Here is an 18,671-nt window from a genome sequence, read left to right on the forward strand (position 1 = left end):
TTACTAACAATAATGGATAACGTAGCCTGCTAAATTGGCTATCAAAAATAATCTGTATTCAACAGCCAAAATATTTAACGTCTATACCCAATAGATTACAAAGTGCAGGAAGGCGGTCAGGAACAGATGTGCTCACCGCTCACAGGGGCCGAGTAACATCAACCGTCAATCCCCCCATGCAATTTGCAAGATAATGGGCATATATCGGTTACAGGGACATTACTTATATGACCAAAAGTCACACCATTATGATCGTTGATGACCATCCCCTTATGCGCCGTGGTATTCGGCAATTACTTGAGATGGACCACAGTTTTGATGTCGTTGCCGAAGCTAACTGCGGCAGTGAGGCTATTACCGCAGCGGCCAAATGTCAGCCGGATGTCATTCTGCTCGACCTGAATATGAAAGGGATGTCTGGGCTAGATACCCTAAAAGCATTACGACATGACGGGATTGATGCGCGAATTATCGTGCTGACAGTTTCTGATGCGCGCAGCGATGTATATGCCATGATTGATGCCGGTGCTGATGGTTATCTGCTCAAAGATAGCGAACCGGAAGTATTACTGGAAAATATCCGTCAGGCAGCGCGTGGCGAGAATGTATTCAGCAATGAAGTTGCACAGTACTTATCCTCCCGCCATGAAGAGATTAATCCTTTCTCCGAGTTAACCGAGCGTGAATTAGATGTGCTGCAAGAAGTGGCGCGCGGTATGTCCAATAAGCAAGTCGCATTTGAATTACACATTTCAGAAGAAACCGTAAAAGTACATATTCGCAATTTATTGCGTAAGTTAAATGTGCGTTCGCGAGTGGCAGCAACCATTTTGTTTTTGGAAAATAAAAAGTACTAACCACCACCCAATTATTTAATAGCCACCAAACTATTCGCTGGCTGTCAGGCTACTCAATGGCCGCTAAAATAAAATCATGGTTATCGTATATCCATTTTTTGTTCAGTGGCCCCCAACTATCTAACTGGTAATAACCCGCGTTATTGCGCACGCCATGCTGCACAAAAGTCAGAGTGATACCCAAACCGGGTAGCGCCTTCAAGACATCTTGCAAAGTGCGCCGTGGCCAGCCGGTCAATTCCATCAAGCGCGGTACATTAAGCGAGTCACCACTGCTGATTAACCAGCAGAGATAGAGACGGCGGGCAAACACTGGATTTAGCTCCATAAAAATTCCTATTTTGAGTGACTGCTATTCCCTGCTTATTTAACATTGCAACCTGGCTGCCACGCTAAATTCTTGGGATATAATCAGTTTACCTGATGCCAGAAAAAACACCTGTTTATCATTATTTTCTACATTGAGATGGATTAACTCAGTTTTATCGAGGTTTTTTACAGGTTCTCCATATTTTCTTCACGTTTCCACCCGCATTCCCGCGTAAAGTGCACAGTAGATTCTGCTGGATATGATTTTTTATTTATAGAGGCTGGCACTGCATGGCTAATTTTTTCATCGACCGCCCGATCTTTGCTTGGGTATTGGCGATAATTTTGTGTCTTACCGGGGCTTTAGCAATCTCAACGCTGCCGGTTGAGCAATACCCGAATCTGGCACCACCTAACGTCCGCATCAGTGCCTCATATCCAGGAGCCTCGGCACAAACACTGGAAAATACCGTCACGCAGGTTATCGAGCAAAGCATGACCGGCCTTGATAAGCTGTTGTATATGTCATCGCAAAGCAGCAACTCTGGCAGCGCATCAATAACCCTGACATTCCAAGCGGGTACTGATCCTAACGAAGCGATGCAGCAGGTACAGAATCAGTTGCAGTCTGCCATTAAAAAACTGCCACAAGACGTACAACAGCAAGGGGTTTCAGTTTCAAAATCCGGTGATAACACCTTGATGATGGTGGCCTTTGTCTCCACCGATGGCAGTATGGATAAACAAGATATTGCCGACTATGTCGCCAGTAATCTACAAGACCCACTTAGCCGTATCGAAGGGGTCGGCAGCATTGATGCCTTCGGTTCCCAATATGCTATGCGTATCTGGCTCGACCCCAATAAACTCAATAATTATCAACTGACCACCCAAGATATTGTCAGCGCTATCCAATCGCAAAATAGTCAGATTGCGGTGGGCCAATTAGGTGGAACCCCTGCCGTCGATAATCAGGCATTAAATGCCACCATTAATGCTCAATCTCAATTACAGACACCAGAGCAATTTAGGGAGATCACGCTGCGGGTCAACCAGGACGGGTCGCTGGTCACATTGGGTGATGTGGCTAAAATTGAGATGGGTGCTGAAAGATATGATTATCTGAGTCGCTTTAATGGTCAGGCTGCATCAGGGATGAGTATCAAGCTCGCCTCCGGTGCCAATGAATTGCAAACCGATGAGTTGGTTAAGGCCCGGATAGCAGAACTGGCCCCGTTTTTCCCGCACGGTCTTGAAGCCAAAATCGCTTATGAAACCACACCGTTCGTTAAAGCCTCAATCAAGGATGTGGTAAAAACATTGTTGGAAGCCATTTTGTTGGTTTTCCTGGTGATGTATCTCTTTTTGCAGAATTTCCGCGCCACCCTTATCCCAACAATTGCCGTCCCAGTGGTGCTATTGGGCACGTTCGCAGTACTGTCGGCGTTCGGATTCAGTATTAATACCCTAACCATGTTTGCCATTGTATTGGCGATCGGACTGTTAGTTGACGATGCCATCGTGGTGGTGGAAAACGTCGAACGAGTGATGAGCGAAGAAGGACTAGGGCCGCGCGAAGCCACTCGTAAGTCTATGGGGCAAATTCAGGGCGCATTGGTGGGTATTGCGCTGGTGCTGTCTGCCGTGTTTATCCCAATGGCATTCTTCGGTGGCACCACCGGGGCCATCTACCGCCAATTCTCCATTACCATCGTTTCTGCCATGGTGCTTTCGGTGCTGGTCGCCTTGATTCTAACCCCAGCACTTTGCGCCACCATGCTCAAACCCATTCAGCAGGGCCATCATCACGCCAAGCGCGGCTTTTTCGGTTGGTTTAACCGTATGTTCGATAGTAACACTCGCCGTTACGAGAAAGGTGTGGCTCAGGTGTTACATCATAGTCTGCGCTATATGTTGCTCTATTTTCTGCTGTTGGGCGGGCTGGCGCTGTTGTTCATCAAGTTACCGACGTCGTTCTTACCATTGGAAGACCGTGGTGTGTTTATGGCCCAAGTCCAGCTCCCGGTGGGTTCAACCCAACAACAGACACTGAAAGTGGTTGAAAAAGTAGAGAACTACTTCCTGACGGAAGAAAAGAATAATGTATTGTCGGTATTCTCAACGGTGGGGTCCGGCCCAGGTGGTAACGGCCAAAATGTGGCACGCCTCTTCATCCGGTTGTCTGATTGGGATCAGCGTAAAGAGAGTAATAACTCTTCTTTTGCCATTATTGAACGCGCCACCAAAGTATTTAATAAAATTGCCGAGGCCAGAGTGTCGGTCAGTAGCCCGCCGGCCATTTCAGGCTTGGGTGGCTCATCAGGTTTTGATATGGAATTACAAGATCACGGCGGTTTGGGCCATGACAAATTGATGGCTGCTCGCGATCAGTTATTACAGATGGCTGCTAAAGAGCCAGCCCTGACCCGGGTGCGACATAACGGATTGGACGATAGTCCGCAGTTGCAGATAGATATCGATCAACGCAAAGCACAAGCGTTGGGCGTAGCACTGGATGATATTAACAACACCCTGAAAACGGCCTGGGGTTCGACTTATGTTAACGACTTTGTTGATCGTGGGCGGGTGAAGAAAGTCTATGTGCAGTCTGAGGCCACCGCCCGTATGCTGCCGGAAGACGTTAACAAATGGTATGTCCGTAATAAAAGCGGCAGCATGGTGCCCTTCTCGGCGTTCTCTACTACCCGCTGGGAATATGGCTCACCACGATTGGAGCGCTATAACGGTTATTCTGCACTGGAAATTGTCGGTGAGGCGGCACCAGGTATCAGTACCGGTACTGCAATGGATGTAATGGAGAATCTGGTCAAACAGCTACCGAATGGTTTTGGTCTGGAGTGGACAGGTATGTCCTATCAGGAGCGGCTATCGGGTTCACAGGCCCCGGCCCTCTATGCCATCTCGTTACTGGTGGTGTTTTTGTGTTTGGCGGCATTGTATGAGAGCTGGTCAATACCGTTCTCTGTGATGTTGGTGGTGCCTCTCGGGGTTATAGGTGCGGTGGCGGCCACCTGGATGCGCGGGTTGGAGAATGACGTTTATTTCCAGGTCGGGTTGCTGACCATTATTGGCTTATCGGCCAAAAACGCCATTTTAATCGTCGAGTTTGCCAGCGAATTAAACAATAAAGGTAAAGATTTAGTCGAAGCCACTCTTGAGGCTTCCCGCCAGCGGTTGCGGCCTATTTTGATGACCTCGCTGGCATTTATCTTTGGTGTGTTACCCATGGCTATCAGCCAGGGTGCAGGCTCAGGTAGCCAACATGCCGTAGGTACTGGTGTGATGGGGGGGATGATTTCAGCTACCGTGCTGGCGATTTTCTTTGTACCGCTGTTCTTTGTTCTGGTGCGTCGTCGCTTCCCAGGCAGGCCACCGCGCGCGAAAGAGTAACGAGAGCCGCTAACCCCCAAGGATGGGCCGGGTAACGAGAGCCGCCAACACACCTACGGTTTGAAAGATGACTCCTGATTATGCCCAATAGATTTCAAGCTGTAGGTAGACGGCAAGCAAGAGAACCCCGATGAGCTGACATCAAGTCAGTGATTCGGGTAACGAGAGCCGCCAACACACCTACGGTTTGAAAGATGACTCCTGATTATGCCCAATAGATTTCAAGCTGTAGGCAGACGGCAAGCAAGAGAACCCCGATGAGCTGACATCAAGTCAGTGATTCGGGTGAACGAGAGCCGCCAACACACCTACGGTTTGAAAGATGACGGGCATAAAAAAGGCAGAGCCAATATGGTCTCTGCCTTTCTGGCGAGCGATTTTTCGCCCCTGGGTGTGTAATAAGTCAATCGTTAAAACAACAAAAAGATAGTTACTCTTACTGCCGGTTTATTCGCTTATGCCTTACGCAGCATAGCATCGATAAACTCTTTCCACGTGCTTAACTCAAATTCAACCATAACATCCTCTCTAATTATCGCGGCCAATTATACGCCTATTTTTTGAACAGTCAAAATCGAAAGTAAGCTACCTAACGGTTGAAATGAGATCTGTCGCAGAGATCTTGAATTTTGCCCTGTCACTGAGTTTCCTCAGCCAGCATTACATCACTTGCCTGTTTTATCATTCGAGAGTAGCGTGCTCAGATATATAGGGGTAAACGCCGTTTTTGACAAAACCCGTTATTGGCAAAATACAGAGCACAACCATGAAACACTCCATCGACTCATTAAAAGAGCTGGGCCGTTATGATGATGCGGTGGCAATGGCGCTGGACTTACTGCGTCGTTCACCAGATAACGCCAGTCTGCTGTATAAGATTGCCTCACTGTATGATGTGCAGGGGTTGGAGTTGCAGGCAATCCCATTCTATCGGGCCGCTATTGAGCACAATCTGGTAGGTAAAGAGTTGCAGGAGGCTTATCTGGGGCTGGGCAGCACTTATCGCGCTCTGGGGCTATATCAAGAGTCACTGGATACATTTGACCGCGCGTTAGCCCATTTCCCACAAGCGAAAGAGATTACCTTATTCCGTGCCATGACACTGTATAACCTCGGTGAAACCAAAGAGGCAGTCGCTACGTTATTGATATTGCTGGCTGAAACCTCAAGCCATCAGGACATCAGCCTCTACCAAAAAGCGATTCGCCAATATGCCGCTAACCTTGACCGTATCGGCTAAATCAACAGGTCAGTTCTGATTACCGCCGCGCTCAACAACGCATAGCCGTCTGGATTCAAATCACATTTTCCCGCATTATGGGCAAATTGCTCCCCTTGAGCCGGGCAGTCGTCTATACGGCTGACCTGATTTGCCATTCTAGCCGAGGTATTATTTTTCCATGTCAGATAGCCTAGCCACTCCATCATTGCGCCTTTATGGCATTAAAAATTGCGATACCATAAAAAAGGCCCGCCGCTGGCTGGAAGAGCAAGGTATTGCCTATCAGTTTCACGATTATCGTGCAGACGGATTGAGTGACGAACACCTGCAAGGTTTTATCGATCAACTGGGTTGGGAACCATTGCTCAATACGCGCGGTACCACCTGGCGTAAATTGCCACAAGCCCAACGTGATGCAATAACCGATGCTCTGGCCGCCAAAGCGCTGATGCTAGAACAGCCAGCCATAATTAAACGCCCGCTACTGGAAGCCACCAATGGCGAAATGCTGCTGGGCTTCAAAATTGAAAGTTATCAACTCTTTATTCAACAACATAATATTAAACAACACGTTATCGAGGTGCAATAACATGATCTGTCCGGTAATCGAACTGGCCCAACAATTAATTAGACGCCCGTCGCTCAGCCCTTCTGATGCGGGCTGCCAGGCGATCATGATTAAGCGCTTAGAGGCTATCGGTTTTACGGTAGAACCTATGAATTTTGGCGATACCCTTAACTTCTGGGCCTGGCGCGGCGAAGGTGAAACCTTGGCATTTGCCGGTCATACCGATGTGGTCCCCACCGGTGATGAAAGCCATTGGAGCAGCCCACCGTTTGAGCCGACCATCCGTGATGGCATGCTGTATGGCCGTGGTGCTGCTGATATGAAAGGTTCACTGGCTGCAATGGTGGTCGCCGCCGAACGTTTTGTCGCGGCTCATCCAGAGCATAAAGGCCGGTTGGCATTTATGATTACCTCCGATGAAGAAGCCAAGGCCATTAACGGTACGGTCAAAGTCGTGAATGCGTTGATGGCGCGTAACGAGCGGCTGGATTACTGTCTGGTTGGCGAACCCTCCAGTACTGACCGAGTCGGCGATGTGGTGAAAAATGGCCGCCGGGGTTCTATTACTGCCAACTTGCGTATCCATGGAATTCAAGGACACGTGGCCTATCCTCATTTAGCAGATAATCCGGTTCACCGGGCAATACCAGCGCTGAATGAGCTGGTTGCTACACAATGGGATGAAGGCAATGAGTTCTTCCCTGCCACCAGTATGCAGATCGCCAATTTGCATGCCGGAACTGGCAGCAATAATGTGATTCCCGGTGAGTTCTATGTGCAGTTCAACTTCCGTTTCAGTACAGAACTGACTGACAGCATGATTAAGCAGCGAGTAGAGGCGCTGTTGGAACGCCATCAACTAAATTACACCCTCGAGTGGGTGTTGTCTGGTCAACCCTTCCTTACCGCAAGGGGTGCGCTGGTCGATGCAGTAATTAATGCTGTTGAGCACTACACTGAAATCACGCCGCAACTGTTAACCACCGGGGGCACCTCTGATGGCCGTTTTATCGCGTTAATGGGCGCTCAAGTGGTGGAGTTAGGGCCGGTTAATGCCACTATCCATAAAGTGAATGAATGTGTTCACGCCGCTGACTTGCAGCTACTGAGCCGGATGTATCAGCGAATTATGGAGCAGCTCATCGCATGACAGCTAATACATTAACACCAGAGATGCTTACCGGCCGTTCAACCGATCATCTGACGGTGTTAAGCGGCAACCATCGCCTGCAACCACAAGCTGTTGCGGCCTTTCAGGCTATGCAACAAGCCGCTAAACGAGCGGGGTTTGATTTACAACCTGCCAGCACTTTTCGCGATTTTGACCGCCAATTAGCGATCTGGAATGGTAAATTTCGCGGTGAGCGACCAGTATTAGATAAAGACAGCCAGCCGATAGAGATTTGCCAACTTGATGCTCAGGCTCGCTGTGAGGCTATTTTACGCTGGTCTGCCCTGCCGGGAGCCAGCCGCCATCACTGGGGCAGTGATCTGGATATTTACGATCCCTCCCTGTTGCCCGCAGAGACCAAATTACAGCTGGAGCCATGGGAATACCAAGCGAGTGGCTATTTTTATCCGTTGGCCCAGTGGCTGGATGTTCATATGGCTGAATTTGGTTTTTACCGGCCATTTAGCGAGGACAACGGCGGTATTGCAGCAGAACCTTGGCACCTAAGTTATCGCCCGTTAGCTGCGGCGGCGGAACATTTACTGACACCCAACATTCTACTAGAAGCTTGGCAATCACAGGATGTGGCAGGCAGTGAGTGGCTGACAAGCCATTTACCCATGATTTTTTCGCGATTTATTCATACCCTATAGATTTCAAGATGCAGGAAGTCGGCAAGCGAGAATAAGGTTGATTAATCCCGACGTGCTTACGCAGTCAGGTGATTCAGGTTCTTGAATGCAGCCACACTGGCAGTTTGAAAGATGACAGGTATATCAACGGAAGGAACTTAACCATGCACTGGTTAGCAGATTATTGGTGGATCATACTTATCCTGCTTGCAGGTATTATCTTAAACGGTATCAAAGAGTTACGCCGTCTTGATCATAAAAGCTTTTTAAAAAACAAACCAGAATTACCGCCTCATCGCGATAACAATGCGCAATGGGACGACGATGACGACTGGCCGGATAAGAACAAGAAAAAATAAGTGAAGCTCGAGTCACATCAAACGAAGGGGTCAGCCCCTTCGTCAAGGTGAATTACCTCGCAACAATGTCGTCACGCAAATGGTCGTCACGTAAATGGTCGATAGCCAGTTTGAGCATCGGTTGATTAATACCATGCCCGGTATTGGCATCCAGACTCAGTGTTACGCGGCTGCCCAAAGCCATTAAGCTACTGGTTGCAGCCTTGGCATGTTCCACACGAATCACCCCATCCTGCTCACCATGAATAAAATGGATCACCACGTCAGCGATGGGTTGCTGTGGTAATGTTGCAAAACGGCCACTAAACGCCATAACTTGCCCGGCTAACTGCGGCTGAGCTTTCACCCCCTCCAATGACATAATCGTGCCCTGCGAAAAACCGACCAGGGTGGTCTGCTGTGCCCCAAGGCCACTCTTCTGTTGCCAATAACGTATAATATCAATGAATTGCGACATCACTGCATCAACTCGCTCCTGACGATTATCTTCAGTAACACCTTGCACTGAGAACCACTGACGCCCACTCCCCATGTTGCTGGCGAATATACCATCAACACTGACGACCAGCGCCTGAGGAAAGGCTTGTGCAAAATGGCTACCGACCGGTGCCATTCCAGCGGCGCTATCACCAACACCATGAAACAATAGTATTAATTGTTCTGGCGTTGCGGGTTGCTGCACTACGATAAAAGTCTGATTCATCAAGCGGCCTTTAATCATTAAATAACAATAACGTTACTATACGCTGCTGGTTTCGCAGAGATATTGGGTTTTATTGATGGAGTTGGTGGGAATTATTGAAGGTAACGGCGGATGCGGGATCTGACTCGGTGGATATCCTCGCTATACTCATCCTGAATATGGCGAATACCTTACCCTAAGAGCCTCTTCGCCACATCATGAGAAATTGAGTGTTAAGACAATAAAAGATAACTGTCATCAATCCTCTGCCATCCCCTCGGCTGCCTCTTGCCGCCACCGCGCCACTAATGCTTTTCGCCCTGTTAGGGCTAGATTGTTAACAATCTGCGCGGGCGAAATACCCTGCTGTAAATAATACCGTAATGCGGGAAGGGGTAATTGACTGCGTAATAACAAACGCTGTAGTGCGGGTAAACTCGCCTCTAACGGCCGAAAAGCAAAGGCAAAACCAGCCAGTTCACGCCAGTCGTCGTCATTTAAGGCAATGTCAGGTTGTTGAGGCTGGGATAGCGATAAGGGCGTTGGAATGTCGACCCATTGCTGCAACCAATACCAATCACGCTCTAATTGCTGCCGTGCTGCCTCACAGAGCGATTGTCCCGCTAAACTCAGGGGTAATATCGCCATTGCCGCATAACAGCCGCTGCTGGCTTCCTTATGGCTACCAATACGCACCAGATGAAAGCCGCAGGCACGCCAGAAGCGTTCTAATTCGGGGGTATAACCAAAACTGACTGAAATATAATCAAGCCTCTCGCGCTGCCCACGCGCAAGCTCGGCGGCAATCATCTGTAGTGCTATCCCCTGCCGCCGCCATGACGGTGCTACCGCGACTCGACTGATTCGCCGCGACCGTAAGGTGGGTGCATGCCATTGCCCACTATGAGCCGCCAGTGACTGAGCCACCAAACTCCCCTTTGGCCGCCGTTTCCCTGCCCAAACGGCATGGGCTAATGCACTGCTAAGCCCCCCCTCATCCACCAGCCACAGTGCACCAATGACTGAATCAGCCACCCTGGCCGCAGAAAAATGCATCCCTGGCGCATCCATCAAACGCCGCAAATCAAGGGGGGTGGTGCGATAATGCGCACTGGCAAGCAAACCATAAAAACGTCGCAGCAATTCGGGGTAGTGCAGCCAATCGCGCTGCTTACAGGGCATAATATCGACTGACGCTGAGAGAGATTCGCGGCGCGGTAGCTCATCGTCAAATAGCATAACTTCATCCACGACACGCTCTAGCGGATCACCGCTGGCCCAACGAATAGGGTCTGTTAGCGCCAAAGGGTGCCAATCGTGTAGTGTTGTACAGAACTTCAACAAGAAACCACGCCCGGTGCCTTCGTAACCCTGCACGGTGGTGGTTAATAATGCCCGTGGGAAGTACACCAATAACGCCGATAGGAGTGTGGCAGGGATAGCCGCAGCCTCATCAATCAATAACCAGTCAATTCCGCTGACATCGTTTAACCGACAGTAGTCTAATAGTGCATCTGGCGCCCAGAAGTGCGCTCGTTCTCCCGCGCACTGATTCAGCACTTGTGTGGCTGCTTTACCCGGCCCGGTGACCCAGCAGCGACCGGGCCACTGCGCTACCAACATACCGGCCAGCGTCGATTTACCGCGCCCACGGGCTGCCGTCAGCACCCAAGTGCCGCGTTCTGCCTGCATCAGGCGTTGAAGGATAGTTTGCTGTTCCGTGGTAGGGGAACCGTCGGGCTGCTGCCAGTCTGGGCGAGAGTTCAGCATAGTCATGGATAGCGGCTGGTTCTGTTGCCACAAAATAACATCAGGATCAGCCTGAAGTTGACGTTGCAGATGGTGAATAAAATTCGGTGTAGTGATGGGGGTGAGTTGTTCACTCCAGCGCAAACTATCAGCGTCTGGTAAGCACGGCCACCTATCCCACTGCGGCACTAGCAGCACCAGCCAGCTACCAGCTTGCAATGCGCCGGCCAGCACCGCCAGTGCTTCGGTATTCAAACCATCGGTGGCATCAAATACGCCATGTAACCCTTCCTGCCCGAGTAAGGTTTTTGCCGCTGTCGGGTGAATTGCATTGCCAGTGTCAGCGGCCTGTTCTGCTATCCATAACCAATCACCCGGCAATTGCTGACGCAGATTTAATGCCTGCTGGCGCGACCAATCCGCGCAACCGCTGAGGACCAGTAAACGCCGTATCCCCTGCCGTGCCATTAGTGGTTGGCTGAGCACTATTTGATCGATCACGTTACGATTTACCGATCACCAGTGAAAGCAAGCCCGCGGCGATCAACGGCCCAACCGGAACGCCTCTAAATAACGCAACCCCCAGTACCGTTCCGACCAATAGCCCTGCCACCACGGACGGTTGGTGAGTCATCAACGACACGCCACGGCCACCTAACCAAGAGACCGCAACCCCGACCACAATGGCTAATATCGATTTCCACTGCACAAAGGAGTGCAGCACCTCGCTGGCGCTAATTTTACCACTGGCAATCGGCGTCATCACGCCAATGGTCAGAATCAAAATACCGATGGTTAAGCCATACTTTTCTATCCATGGGAAAAACTGATTTAACGGAGTAATACGAATGGCGAGTAGTGTCAGAATAGCTAATGTGACGGTCATATTGTGGCTAATGATGCCAAGCGCAGCCAACGCCAATAGAATCAATAAAGTTGGATCAAGAGCGGCCATGGTTATCCCTGCCTTGCAATAAATGCCGGCAGCTAGCGTGCCGGTAAGAGGAAAGTGGTCTTATGATAATCTATTTATACTTTTCGTACCTGACGCTACAGCGCTGTTCGCTGTAACGCCAATGATTTTAGCTGATCAGTTTAACGGGTGGAGAACGTGTTGCAGCTATTAGGATCACCGCTATCGAAACCACGTTTAAACCAGGTATAGCGCTGTTGTGATGTGCCATGAGTGAAGCTATCAGGAACGACACGCCCTTGCCTTTGCTGCTGTAAGCGATCATCCCCAATTGCCTGTGCCGCATTTAGTGCCGCTTGTAAATCACCCACTTCCAACACCTGCTGGTCTTCCATGGCTTTGCCCCACACGCCGGCAAAACAGTCCGCCTGCAATTCCATTTTGACCGAGAGGCGATTAGCTTCAGCCTGAGATGCACCCTGCTGCTGCTGACGCACTTTAGTATCAATACCCATCAAATGCTGCACATGGTGGCCAACTTCATGAGCAATCACATAGGCCTGAGCAAAGTCGCCCCCCGCACCCAGTTTATTCTTCATATCTTCATAGAAAGATAAGTCGATATAAACCGTGCTATCTGCTGGGCAATAAAACGGTCCCATAACGGACTGACCGGTACCGCAACCGGTGCGCGTTGCACCACGATACATCACCAGTTTAGGCTCCTGATAGGTACGCCCCATCTTTTGGAAAATAGGTTTCCAGGCGTCTTCTGTATCCGCCAGAACGACCGAGGTAAATTTGGCATATTGGTCATCTTTAGTGCTGACTGAACTTGGAGAACGTGGCTGTGTTTGAGTTTGAGTTTGTGACATCGGATCACTGCCATTTAACAGCGGGGTCAAGTCAACCCCGTAGTAGCCCGCAACCAACACCACAATGAGAATAACAATACCGCCCTTGCCGCCAATCGGAGGCCGGAACCCACCACCGCCCCCGGATGCATCCCCGCGCCTATCTTCTACATTGTCACTTTCACGACGACCTTGCCAACGCATAGCAATACTCCCAGATATTTTCCTTACATATTATCGTAGGAAATCTGTTGAGCTAATACCATTAAAAGCTTAAATGATTGGTGTTATTAGCGGAGTTGGGCATTCAAATACATGCTCAAAGTACTTAGCGAAGGCGGCAAGTGAGAGACAAATCTGTCTGGAGCTGAACTAAACGCTGCTTGCTACGGCTGGCCCAGAGAGGGGCTGAGTGGTGAACATCGCTAATAATGCTGTAGCGTTAAGAAAGAAAAGCATGGGGGAGATAGCGACTATCTCCCCTGCGCCAGACAAAACGGAATCGATTGCGCGGTTAGTCTAATTTTACGCCGATACGGTGTGCAACTTCTTCGTAGGCTTCAATCAAACCACCCAGGCTTTGACGGTAACGGTCTTTGTCCATCTTGTTCAGGGTTTCCTTATCCCATAAACGGCTGCCATCAGGTGAGAACTCATCACCCAATACCACTTCATCACCGAACAAACCGAACTCCAACTTGAAGTCCACCAGGATTAAACCGGCATCATCAAACAGTTTACTCAACACATCATTCGCCAGATAGCTCAGCTCTTTCATGCGGGCCAATTGTGCTTCTGTCGCCCAGCCAAAGGTCTTGCAATAAGACTCATTGACCATTGGGTCATGCATGGCATCGTTTTTCAAAAACAGGTCGAACAGTGGTGGGTTCAGTTGCAAACCTTCTTCTATTCCTAAGCGTTTTACCAACGAGCCTGCGGCACGATTACGGATAACACACTCAACTGGGATCATTTCCAGTTTTTTGACCAACACTTCGGTATCTGACAGCAAGCGTTCCATTTGCGTTGGAATACCGGCTTCTTCCAATTTAGTCATAATGAAATAGTTAAATTTGTTATTTACCATTCCCTTACGATCGAATTGTTCAATGCGCTGACCATCCAGTGCTGACGTATCGTTACGGAACTCCAATACCAACAGGTCAGGATTTTCGGTGGTATAGACGGTCTTCGCCTTCCCACGATACAACTCAGCTAGCTTTTGCATCTTAATTACTCCAGTAATGTGAAAATATAACTCGCTATAAAATGACTAAACCCTAAATAATTCGAGTTGCAGGAAGGCGGCAAGCGAGTGACAAATTGGTTGTAAACCATTTTGAACAGCGCCTGCGCTGGCCCGCAGGGTGAGCCTCATTAGAGGCTCATAATCCCGATGAGCTTACTGTGTTGTAAGTGACTCGGGTGATTGAACGTCGCCAACGCACATGCAGCTTGAAGTATGACGGGTTTAAAGGGGCCGAAGCCCCTTTGGTTTTATTTGGTACTTGTAGCACCAGTTTGGCTAAATGCTGCCTGGAACACCGCGACCAGAGCATCGTTCTGAGACTGAGTCAGAGTATGCCCTTTCGGACCGATGAACTGTAAGCTACTGCGGTTATCGAGATCACCGACCTGTAACTTATAATCGCCTTCTGGCAATTCAGGGTCTTTGGCACCCAACGCATCCCAACTGCCGCTACTCATGGATTTATTGGTAACGTTAATCGAACCTTGTGGACGGCTACGATCAGTAACCTTCATGCCAATCTTCTCAAGGGCGGCTGGCAGACGTTCCCACAATACAGCATAAGGGGCACGTACAATCAGTTGCGGTAAACCAGTATCATCGCTGCCGCTTTGAACATCTAGCGTGCCGACTTTACGGGAAGCCTGACTGCTTTCGCTATCAGAACGCACCTTATCCAGACCTTCGATAATGGCATTCAGCATTGCACCGTTGTAGCGCTGGATTTCGGTATAGCTGGTGACCGGTTGCCCACCTTGCTGTAAAGCAAGAGATTTCACCACTAACACCAACTGATAACCTTGCTCCTGCACGCTTATCTGATAACGGCCTTCAAACTGCACGTCTTCATCTGCACGATTCCATTTGACCCAGTCAGTTGTCAACGTTTGGCTGGCATCCTGACGGCTGGCTATCGCCCAGTTTTTATCCTGTAGAACGCGGGTAACTTGCGCCCAAAGATTACGGTTTTGCGGGCTATTTTCTAACAATAGCTTGCTGGTATCGTTAGCATTTTCAGCGCGAGAACCGCTAAGCAATGCCAGTGGTTGTACCGGAGGACGGATGTCCAACTGTTTGCCCACAGCACCTTGAGAGTTGACGGAACGGATATCAAACTCACCATTTTGTATCGGCAGAATCATCCCTGCTGGTGAGTTAAGCGGCTTTAGCCCCGGAGCTTCAAGATAAGACTCGTCACCGCCAACCTGGCGTTTGTAGCGTTGGTCAGTGGAGCAACCTGCCAGCAGCATTGCCAGCGAAACACCCACTACCGTTACCACCGTCGACTTTTGCAATGTTATTGCCATCAAATTTCCCTAAGAGTTACAGCAAACCTGCGCTTTTCAGCGCATCTTCCACAATCCGTTTAGCCGGGTCAGTCAGTGGGGTCATTGGCAGACGAAGAGTGTCATTCGCCATTAATCCCAGCTTCTTCGCGGCCCATTTCACCGGAATTGGGTTTGCTTCTACAAATAAATGCTGATGCAACGGCATCAAGCGCTGATTCAAACGGCGTGCTTCTGCAAAGTTACCCTGTGCAGCCAAGTCACAAAGTTCAGCCATTTCACGCGCAGCAATGTTCGCTGTCACCGAAATAACCCCTTTGCCGCCCAGTTGCATAAAGTCCAGTCCGCTCGCATCGTCACCACTGAGCAGGATGAAATCTTCATCATCAACCAGCACTTGGATCTGACTAACCCGACTTAAGTTCCCTGTTGCTTCTTTAACAGCAACAATATTTTTAATTTTGGCTAAGCGAGCAATGGTCGGCGGTAACATATCGCAACCGGTACGCGAAGGCACATTATAGAGAATTTGTGGCAAATCGGTACTTTCAGCAATCGCTTTGAAGTGTTGATATAACCCTTCCTGCATTGGCCGATTATAATATGGCGTGACAGTCAAACATCCCACCACACCGGTATTATTAAACCGTTGGGTGAGAGAAATTGCTTCGGAGGTGGCATTAGCGCCGGTTCCGGCAATGACTGGGATTCGGCCGTCGGCCAGTTCGAGCGTCTGCATGACCACATCGACATGTTCGTCATGGTTCAGTGTTGCAGACTCACCAGTTGTGCCCACGGAGACAATCGCCGCAGTACCACTGGTTACATGGTAATCAATCAGTTTCTTCAGGCTTGCACGATCGACCGCACCTTTGTCGTCCATCGGCGTTACCAGTGCAACTATGCTTCCTGTAAACATTGGACTTCCCGTAAACATTGCCCACCCCCTCCTTAAACAAGTTCCTCATGGTACTTTTGACCTCTATCCAAAAGCAAGCAAACAACTGTGTTGTAAGCGCTTGGCAGCAGGTTTTTTTTATGTTTACCATGGTAACCCCAAAGAGCATGACAGGAAGAGCGATTTTGCCGCAGCTTGATGAACATTATCTGGTCATTACCGCACTGGGTGCTGACCGCCCAGGAATCGTGAATACCATCACCCGCCATGTCAGTAGCTGCGGTTGTAATATTGAAGATAGCCGGCTAGCCATGTTCGGTGAGGAGTTCACATTTATTATGCTGCTTTCAGGCAGTTGGAATGCGATTACCCTACTGGAATCCACCTTACCGCAAAAAGGGGCAGAGCTTGATTTGCTGATTGTGATGAAGCGAACCAATGCCCAGGACCAAAAAGCGATGCCTGCTACAGTATGGGTAAAAGTTGAAGTCAATGACTCCCCCCATATTATTGAACGGTTTACCAACTTGTTTCATTGTCACAATATGAATATCGCCGAGTTGGTTTCCAAAACTCAGCCGGCTGAAGGTGGCAACCCTCCTCGGTTGCATATCCAGATTAGTGCGCACAGTCCCGCCAGCCAAAACAGTTCGATAATTGAACACGCTTTTTATCAGCTATGTACAGAACTCAACGCGCAAGGCAGTATTAGCGTTGTGAACTATCCACAGCATGACTCACGAATGGAGAGTTAGTAATGAGCCCATTGAAAGCCGGTGATATAGCGCCGAAGTTTAGTTTGCCCGACCAAGATGGCGAGCAGATTAGTTTGGCCGACTTCCAGGGACAACGTGTCTTGGTCTACTTCTACCCTAAAGCCATGACACCAGGCTGTACTGTTCAGGCCTGCGGTCTGCGCGACAACATGGATGAATTGAAGAAAGCGGGTGTCGAAGTGCTCGGTATTAGCACCGATAAACCTGAAAAGCTGTCACGTTTCGCTGAAAAAGAGCTACTGAACTTCACATTGCTGTCTGATGAAGATCATCAGGTCGCAGAGCAGTTTGGTGTCTGGGGCGAAAAAAGCTTTATGGGTAAAACCTACGACGGTATCCACCGTATCAGTTTCTTAATTGATGCCGACGGTAAGGTGGAGCATGTGTTTGATAATTTCAAAACCACCAACCACCACGATATCGTAATGGATTACTTGCGCCAAAGTGCCTGAGTCATCACACCCTGGTCCTGGCCGATAAGTTGCAAAAAAAGAGCGCTCAAGCGCTCTTTTTATTGGCAATAGATCGAATGTTCCCCAAAGCCATTGCTGTTGCAGCAACGCAGCCAGCTAACACCGCTGCGGTATCAAGGGCACAGGGGATAGTTAATCTGCGTCGGGGATAAACTCCTCCGGCCAGGCATGAATAACCGCTTTCACCAGCGTAGCTAACGGGATAGCAAAAAATACCCCCCAAAAGCCCCACATGCCGCCAAAAATGATCACTGACAGAATAATCACCAAAGGATGCAGGTTTACGGCCTCAGAGAACAGTACCGGCACCAGCAAGTTACCATCCAGCCCTTGTACTACCAGATAGGCGATAAAAAGTGTCCAGAAATCGGCCCCAACCCCCCACTGGAATAACGCCACCAACACCACTGGAATAGTGACAATCACTGCGCCAATATAAGGGATCAGTACCGAGAAGCCGACTAACACTGCCAATAACAGCGCGTAATTCATGCCCATAACAAAGAACACTAAATAAGTGGCGATGCCAACAATCACCATCTCCAATACTTTGCCACGAATATAATTGGTTATCTGCTGGTTCATTTCCAGCCAGACTTGCCCAGCCAGACCGCGATTACGCGGTAAAATACGCCGTACTGCATTCAGCATCTGCTCTTTATCTTTGAGCAGGAAAAACAGCATCAGTGGCACCAGAATCAAATAAATTGCCAATGTCAGTAAACCTATCAATGAAGCGAGAGAGATTTTAACCACGGACTCCCCCATCCCCGACAGCTTGCTTCGCAGATTTTCTGCCATCATATCGACAATGCCGGCATCCACCAGCGCGGGATAACGCGCAGGTAACGTCTGAGCAAACGCATTGAATTTATTTAGCATTTTCGGCATGTCTGATATCAGATTATTGCCCTGTTGCCACACCGTTGGCGCCACAACAAATACCGCCAGTAGTGTGATACCACCGAAAATCACCAGTACGATACTGGCCGCCCATGGGCGAGAACAACCAATACGTTGTAATCGGGCGGTTGGCCATTCTAACAAATACGCCAACACGATCGCCGCCAGCAGAGGAGCCAAAATGCCACTGAAGAAGTAGAGAATGCAGAATCCAGCCAACAGAATAACCAATAAAGCGATAACCTGCGGGTCGGTAAAACGCCGACGATACCACTGTAACAACAGCTCTAGCATCCGTAATTGCTCCTTAAGTGCCATGAGAGATCGACAAATTAGTCGATCCCTTTAACCGCCCCGAC

The 18,671-nt window shown here is 49.3% G+C and carries 18 protein-coding genes; 9 read left to right on the plus strand and 9 right to left on the minus strand.

The window, feature by feature from the left end:
- Positions 1–227: 227 nt before the first annotated feature.
- Positions 228–857: a nitrate/nitrite response regulator protein NarP gene (narP, locus tag Q2T71_RS14990; protein WP_372559617.1), complete on the plus strand. Its 630-nt coding sequence runs from the start codon at positions 228–230 to the stop codon at positions 855–857.
- Between the two features lie 49 nt (positions 858–906).
- Here narP and Q2T71_RS14995 read toward each other — a convergent pair whose 3' ends face one another.
- Entirely contained in the window at positions 907–1,185 is a 279-nt protein-coding gene (locus Q2T71_RS14995; protein WP_372559618.1) for a helix-turn-helix domain-containing protein, read from the minus strand.
- 272 nt (positions 1,186–1,457) lie between these two features.
- Here Q2T71_RS14995 and acrD point away from each other — a divergent pair, with 272 nt between their 5' ends.
- From acrD to Q2T71_RS15025, 6 genes are all read left to right on the plus strand, one after another.
- Positions 1,458–4,577 (plus strand): multidrug efflux RND transporter permease AcrD, encoded by a 3,120-nt coding sequence (gene acrD / locus Q2T71_RS15000; RefSeq protein ID WP_372559619.1) that lies wholly within the window; start codon positions 1,458–1,460, stop codon positions 4,575–4,577.
- Between the two features lie 766 nt (positions 4,578–5,343).
- Positions 5,344–5,817: a tetratricopeptide repeat protein gene (locus Q2T71_RS15005; protein WP_372559620.1), complete on the plus strand. Its 474-nt coding sequence runs from the start codon at positions 5,344–5,346 to the stop codon at positions 5,815–5,817.
- Between the two features lie 160 nt (positions 5,818–5,977).
- Complete coding sequence (locus Q2T71_RS15010) at positions 5,978–6,388, plus strand: ArsC family reductase (protein WP_372559621.1); 411 nt, start codon at positions 5,978–5,980, stop codon at positions 6,386–6,388.
- Between the two features lies 1 nt (position 6,389).
- The gene (gene dapE, locus Q2T71_RS15015; protein ID WP_372559622.1) at positions 6,390–7,517 is read left to right on the plus strand and encodes a succinyl-diaminopimelate desuccinylase; all 1,128 of its coding nucleotides are present in this window, start codon (positions 6,390–6,392) and stop codon (positions 7,515–7,517) included.
- Positions 7,514–8,191 carry a M15 family metallopeptidase gene (locus Q2T71_RS15020; RefSeq protein WP_372559623.1) on the plus strand — a complete coding sequence of 226 codons (678 nt, stop codon included), beginning with the start codon at positions 7,514–7,516 and terminating at the stop codon, positions 8,189–8,191. The genes dapE and Q2T71_RS15020 overlap by 4 nt, the downstream gene beginning before the upstream one ends.
- A gap of 143 nt (positions 8,192–8,334) precedes the next feature.
- Positions 8,335–8,529: a YpfN family protein gene (locus Q2T71_RS15025; RefSeq protein ID WP_083163315.1), complete on the plus strand. Its 195-nt coding sequence runs from the start codon at positions 8,335–8,337 to the stop codon at positions 8,527–8,529.
- Between the two features lie 52 nt (positions 8,530–8,581).
- On the opposite strand, the gene ypfH is transcribed toward Q2T71_RS15025, so the two are convergent.
- The 7 genes from ypfH to dapA all read right to left on the minus strand — a co-directional run bounded on the left by ypfH (position 8,582) and on the right by dapA (position 16,181).
- On the minus strand, positions 8,582–9,232 hold the full coding sequence (gene ypfH, locus Q2T71_RS15030) for an esterase (protein WP_372559624.1): 651 nt from the start codon (positions 9,230–9,232) through the stop codon (positions 8,582–8,584).
- Positions 9,233–9,469: 237 nt separating this feature from the next.
- A complete protein-coding gene (locus tag Q2T71_RS15035) occupies positions 9,470–11,428 on the minus strand; it encodes a tRNA(Met) cytidine acetyltransferase TmcA (protein ID WP_372559933.1) in 1,959 nt (652 codons plus the stop codon).
- 34 nt (positions 11,429–11,462) lie between these two features.
- Positions 11,463–11,915 (minus strand): DUF441 domain-containing protein, encoded by a 453-nt coding sequence (locus tag Q2T71_RS15040; RefSeq protein ID WP_004876835.1) that lies wholly within the window; start codon positions 11,913–11,915, stop codon positions 11,463–11,465.
- Positions 11,916–12,055: 140 nt separating this feature from the next.
- Complete coding sequence (locus Q2T71_RS15045; RefSeq protein ID WP_372559625.1) at positions 12,056–12,931, minus strand: neutral zinc metallopeptidase; 876 nt, start codon at positions 12,929–12,931, stop codon at positions 12,056–12,058.
- A gap of 310 nt (positions 12,932–13,241) precedes the next feature.
- Positions 13,242–13,955 carry a phosphoribosylaminoimidazolesuccinocarboxamide synthase gene (gene purC, locus Q2T71_RS15050; protein ID WP_083163306.1) on the minus strand — a complete coding sequence of 238 codons (714 nt, stop codon included), beginning with the start codon at positions 13,953–13,955 and terminating at the stop codon, positions 13,242–13,244.
- Positions 13,956–14,224: 269 nt separating this feature from the next.
- Positions 14,225–15,283: an outer membrane protein assembly factor BamC gene (gene bamC, locus Q2T71_RS15055; protein WP_083163303.1), complete on the minus strand. Its 1,059-nt coding sequence runs from the start codon at positions 15,281–15,283 to the stop codon at positions 14,225–14,227.
- Between the two features lie 16 nt (positions 15,284–15,299).
- Entirely contained in the window at positions 15,300–16,181 is an 882-nt protein-coding gene (gene dapA / locus Q2T71_RS15060; protein ID WP_372559626.1) for a 4-hydroxy-tetrahydrodipicolinate synthase, read from the minus strand.
- Positions 16,182–16,345: 164 nt separating this feature from the next.
- Between dapA and Q2T71_RS15065 the strand changes: the two genes are divergently transcribed.
- Entirely contained in the window at positions 16,346–16,915 is a 570-nt protein-coding gene (locus Q2T71_RS15065) for a glycine cleavage system transcriptional repressor (protein WP_083164144.1), read from the plus strand.
- Between the two features lie 2 nt (positions 16,916–16,917).
- Positions 16,918–17,388 carry a thioredoxin-dependent thiol peroxidase gene (gene bcp / locus Q2T71_RS15070; protein WP_372559627.1) on the plus strand — a complete coding sequence of 157 codons (471 nt, stop codon included), beginning with the start codon at positions 16,918–16,920 and terminating at the stop codon, positions 17,386–17,388.
- Between the two features lie 153 nt (positions 17,389–17,541).
- Here bcp and Q2T71_RS15075 read toward each other — a convergent pair whose 3' ends face one another.
- A complete protein-coding gene (locus tag Q2T71_RS15075; RefSeq protein WP_372559628.1) occupies positions 17,542–18,606 on the minus strand; it encodes an AI-2E family transporter in 1,065 nt (354 codons plus the stop codon).
- Between the last annotated feature and the right edge of the window lie 65 nt (positions 18,607–18,671).

The organism is Yersinia sp. 1652 StPb PI (genome assembly GCF_041538345.1).
Taxonomy (GTDB): Bacteria; Pseudomonadota; Gammaproteobacteria; order Enterobacterales; family Enterobacteriaceae; genus Yersinia; species Yersinia enterocolitica_E.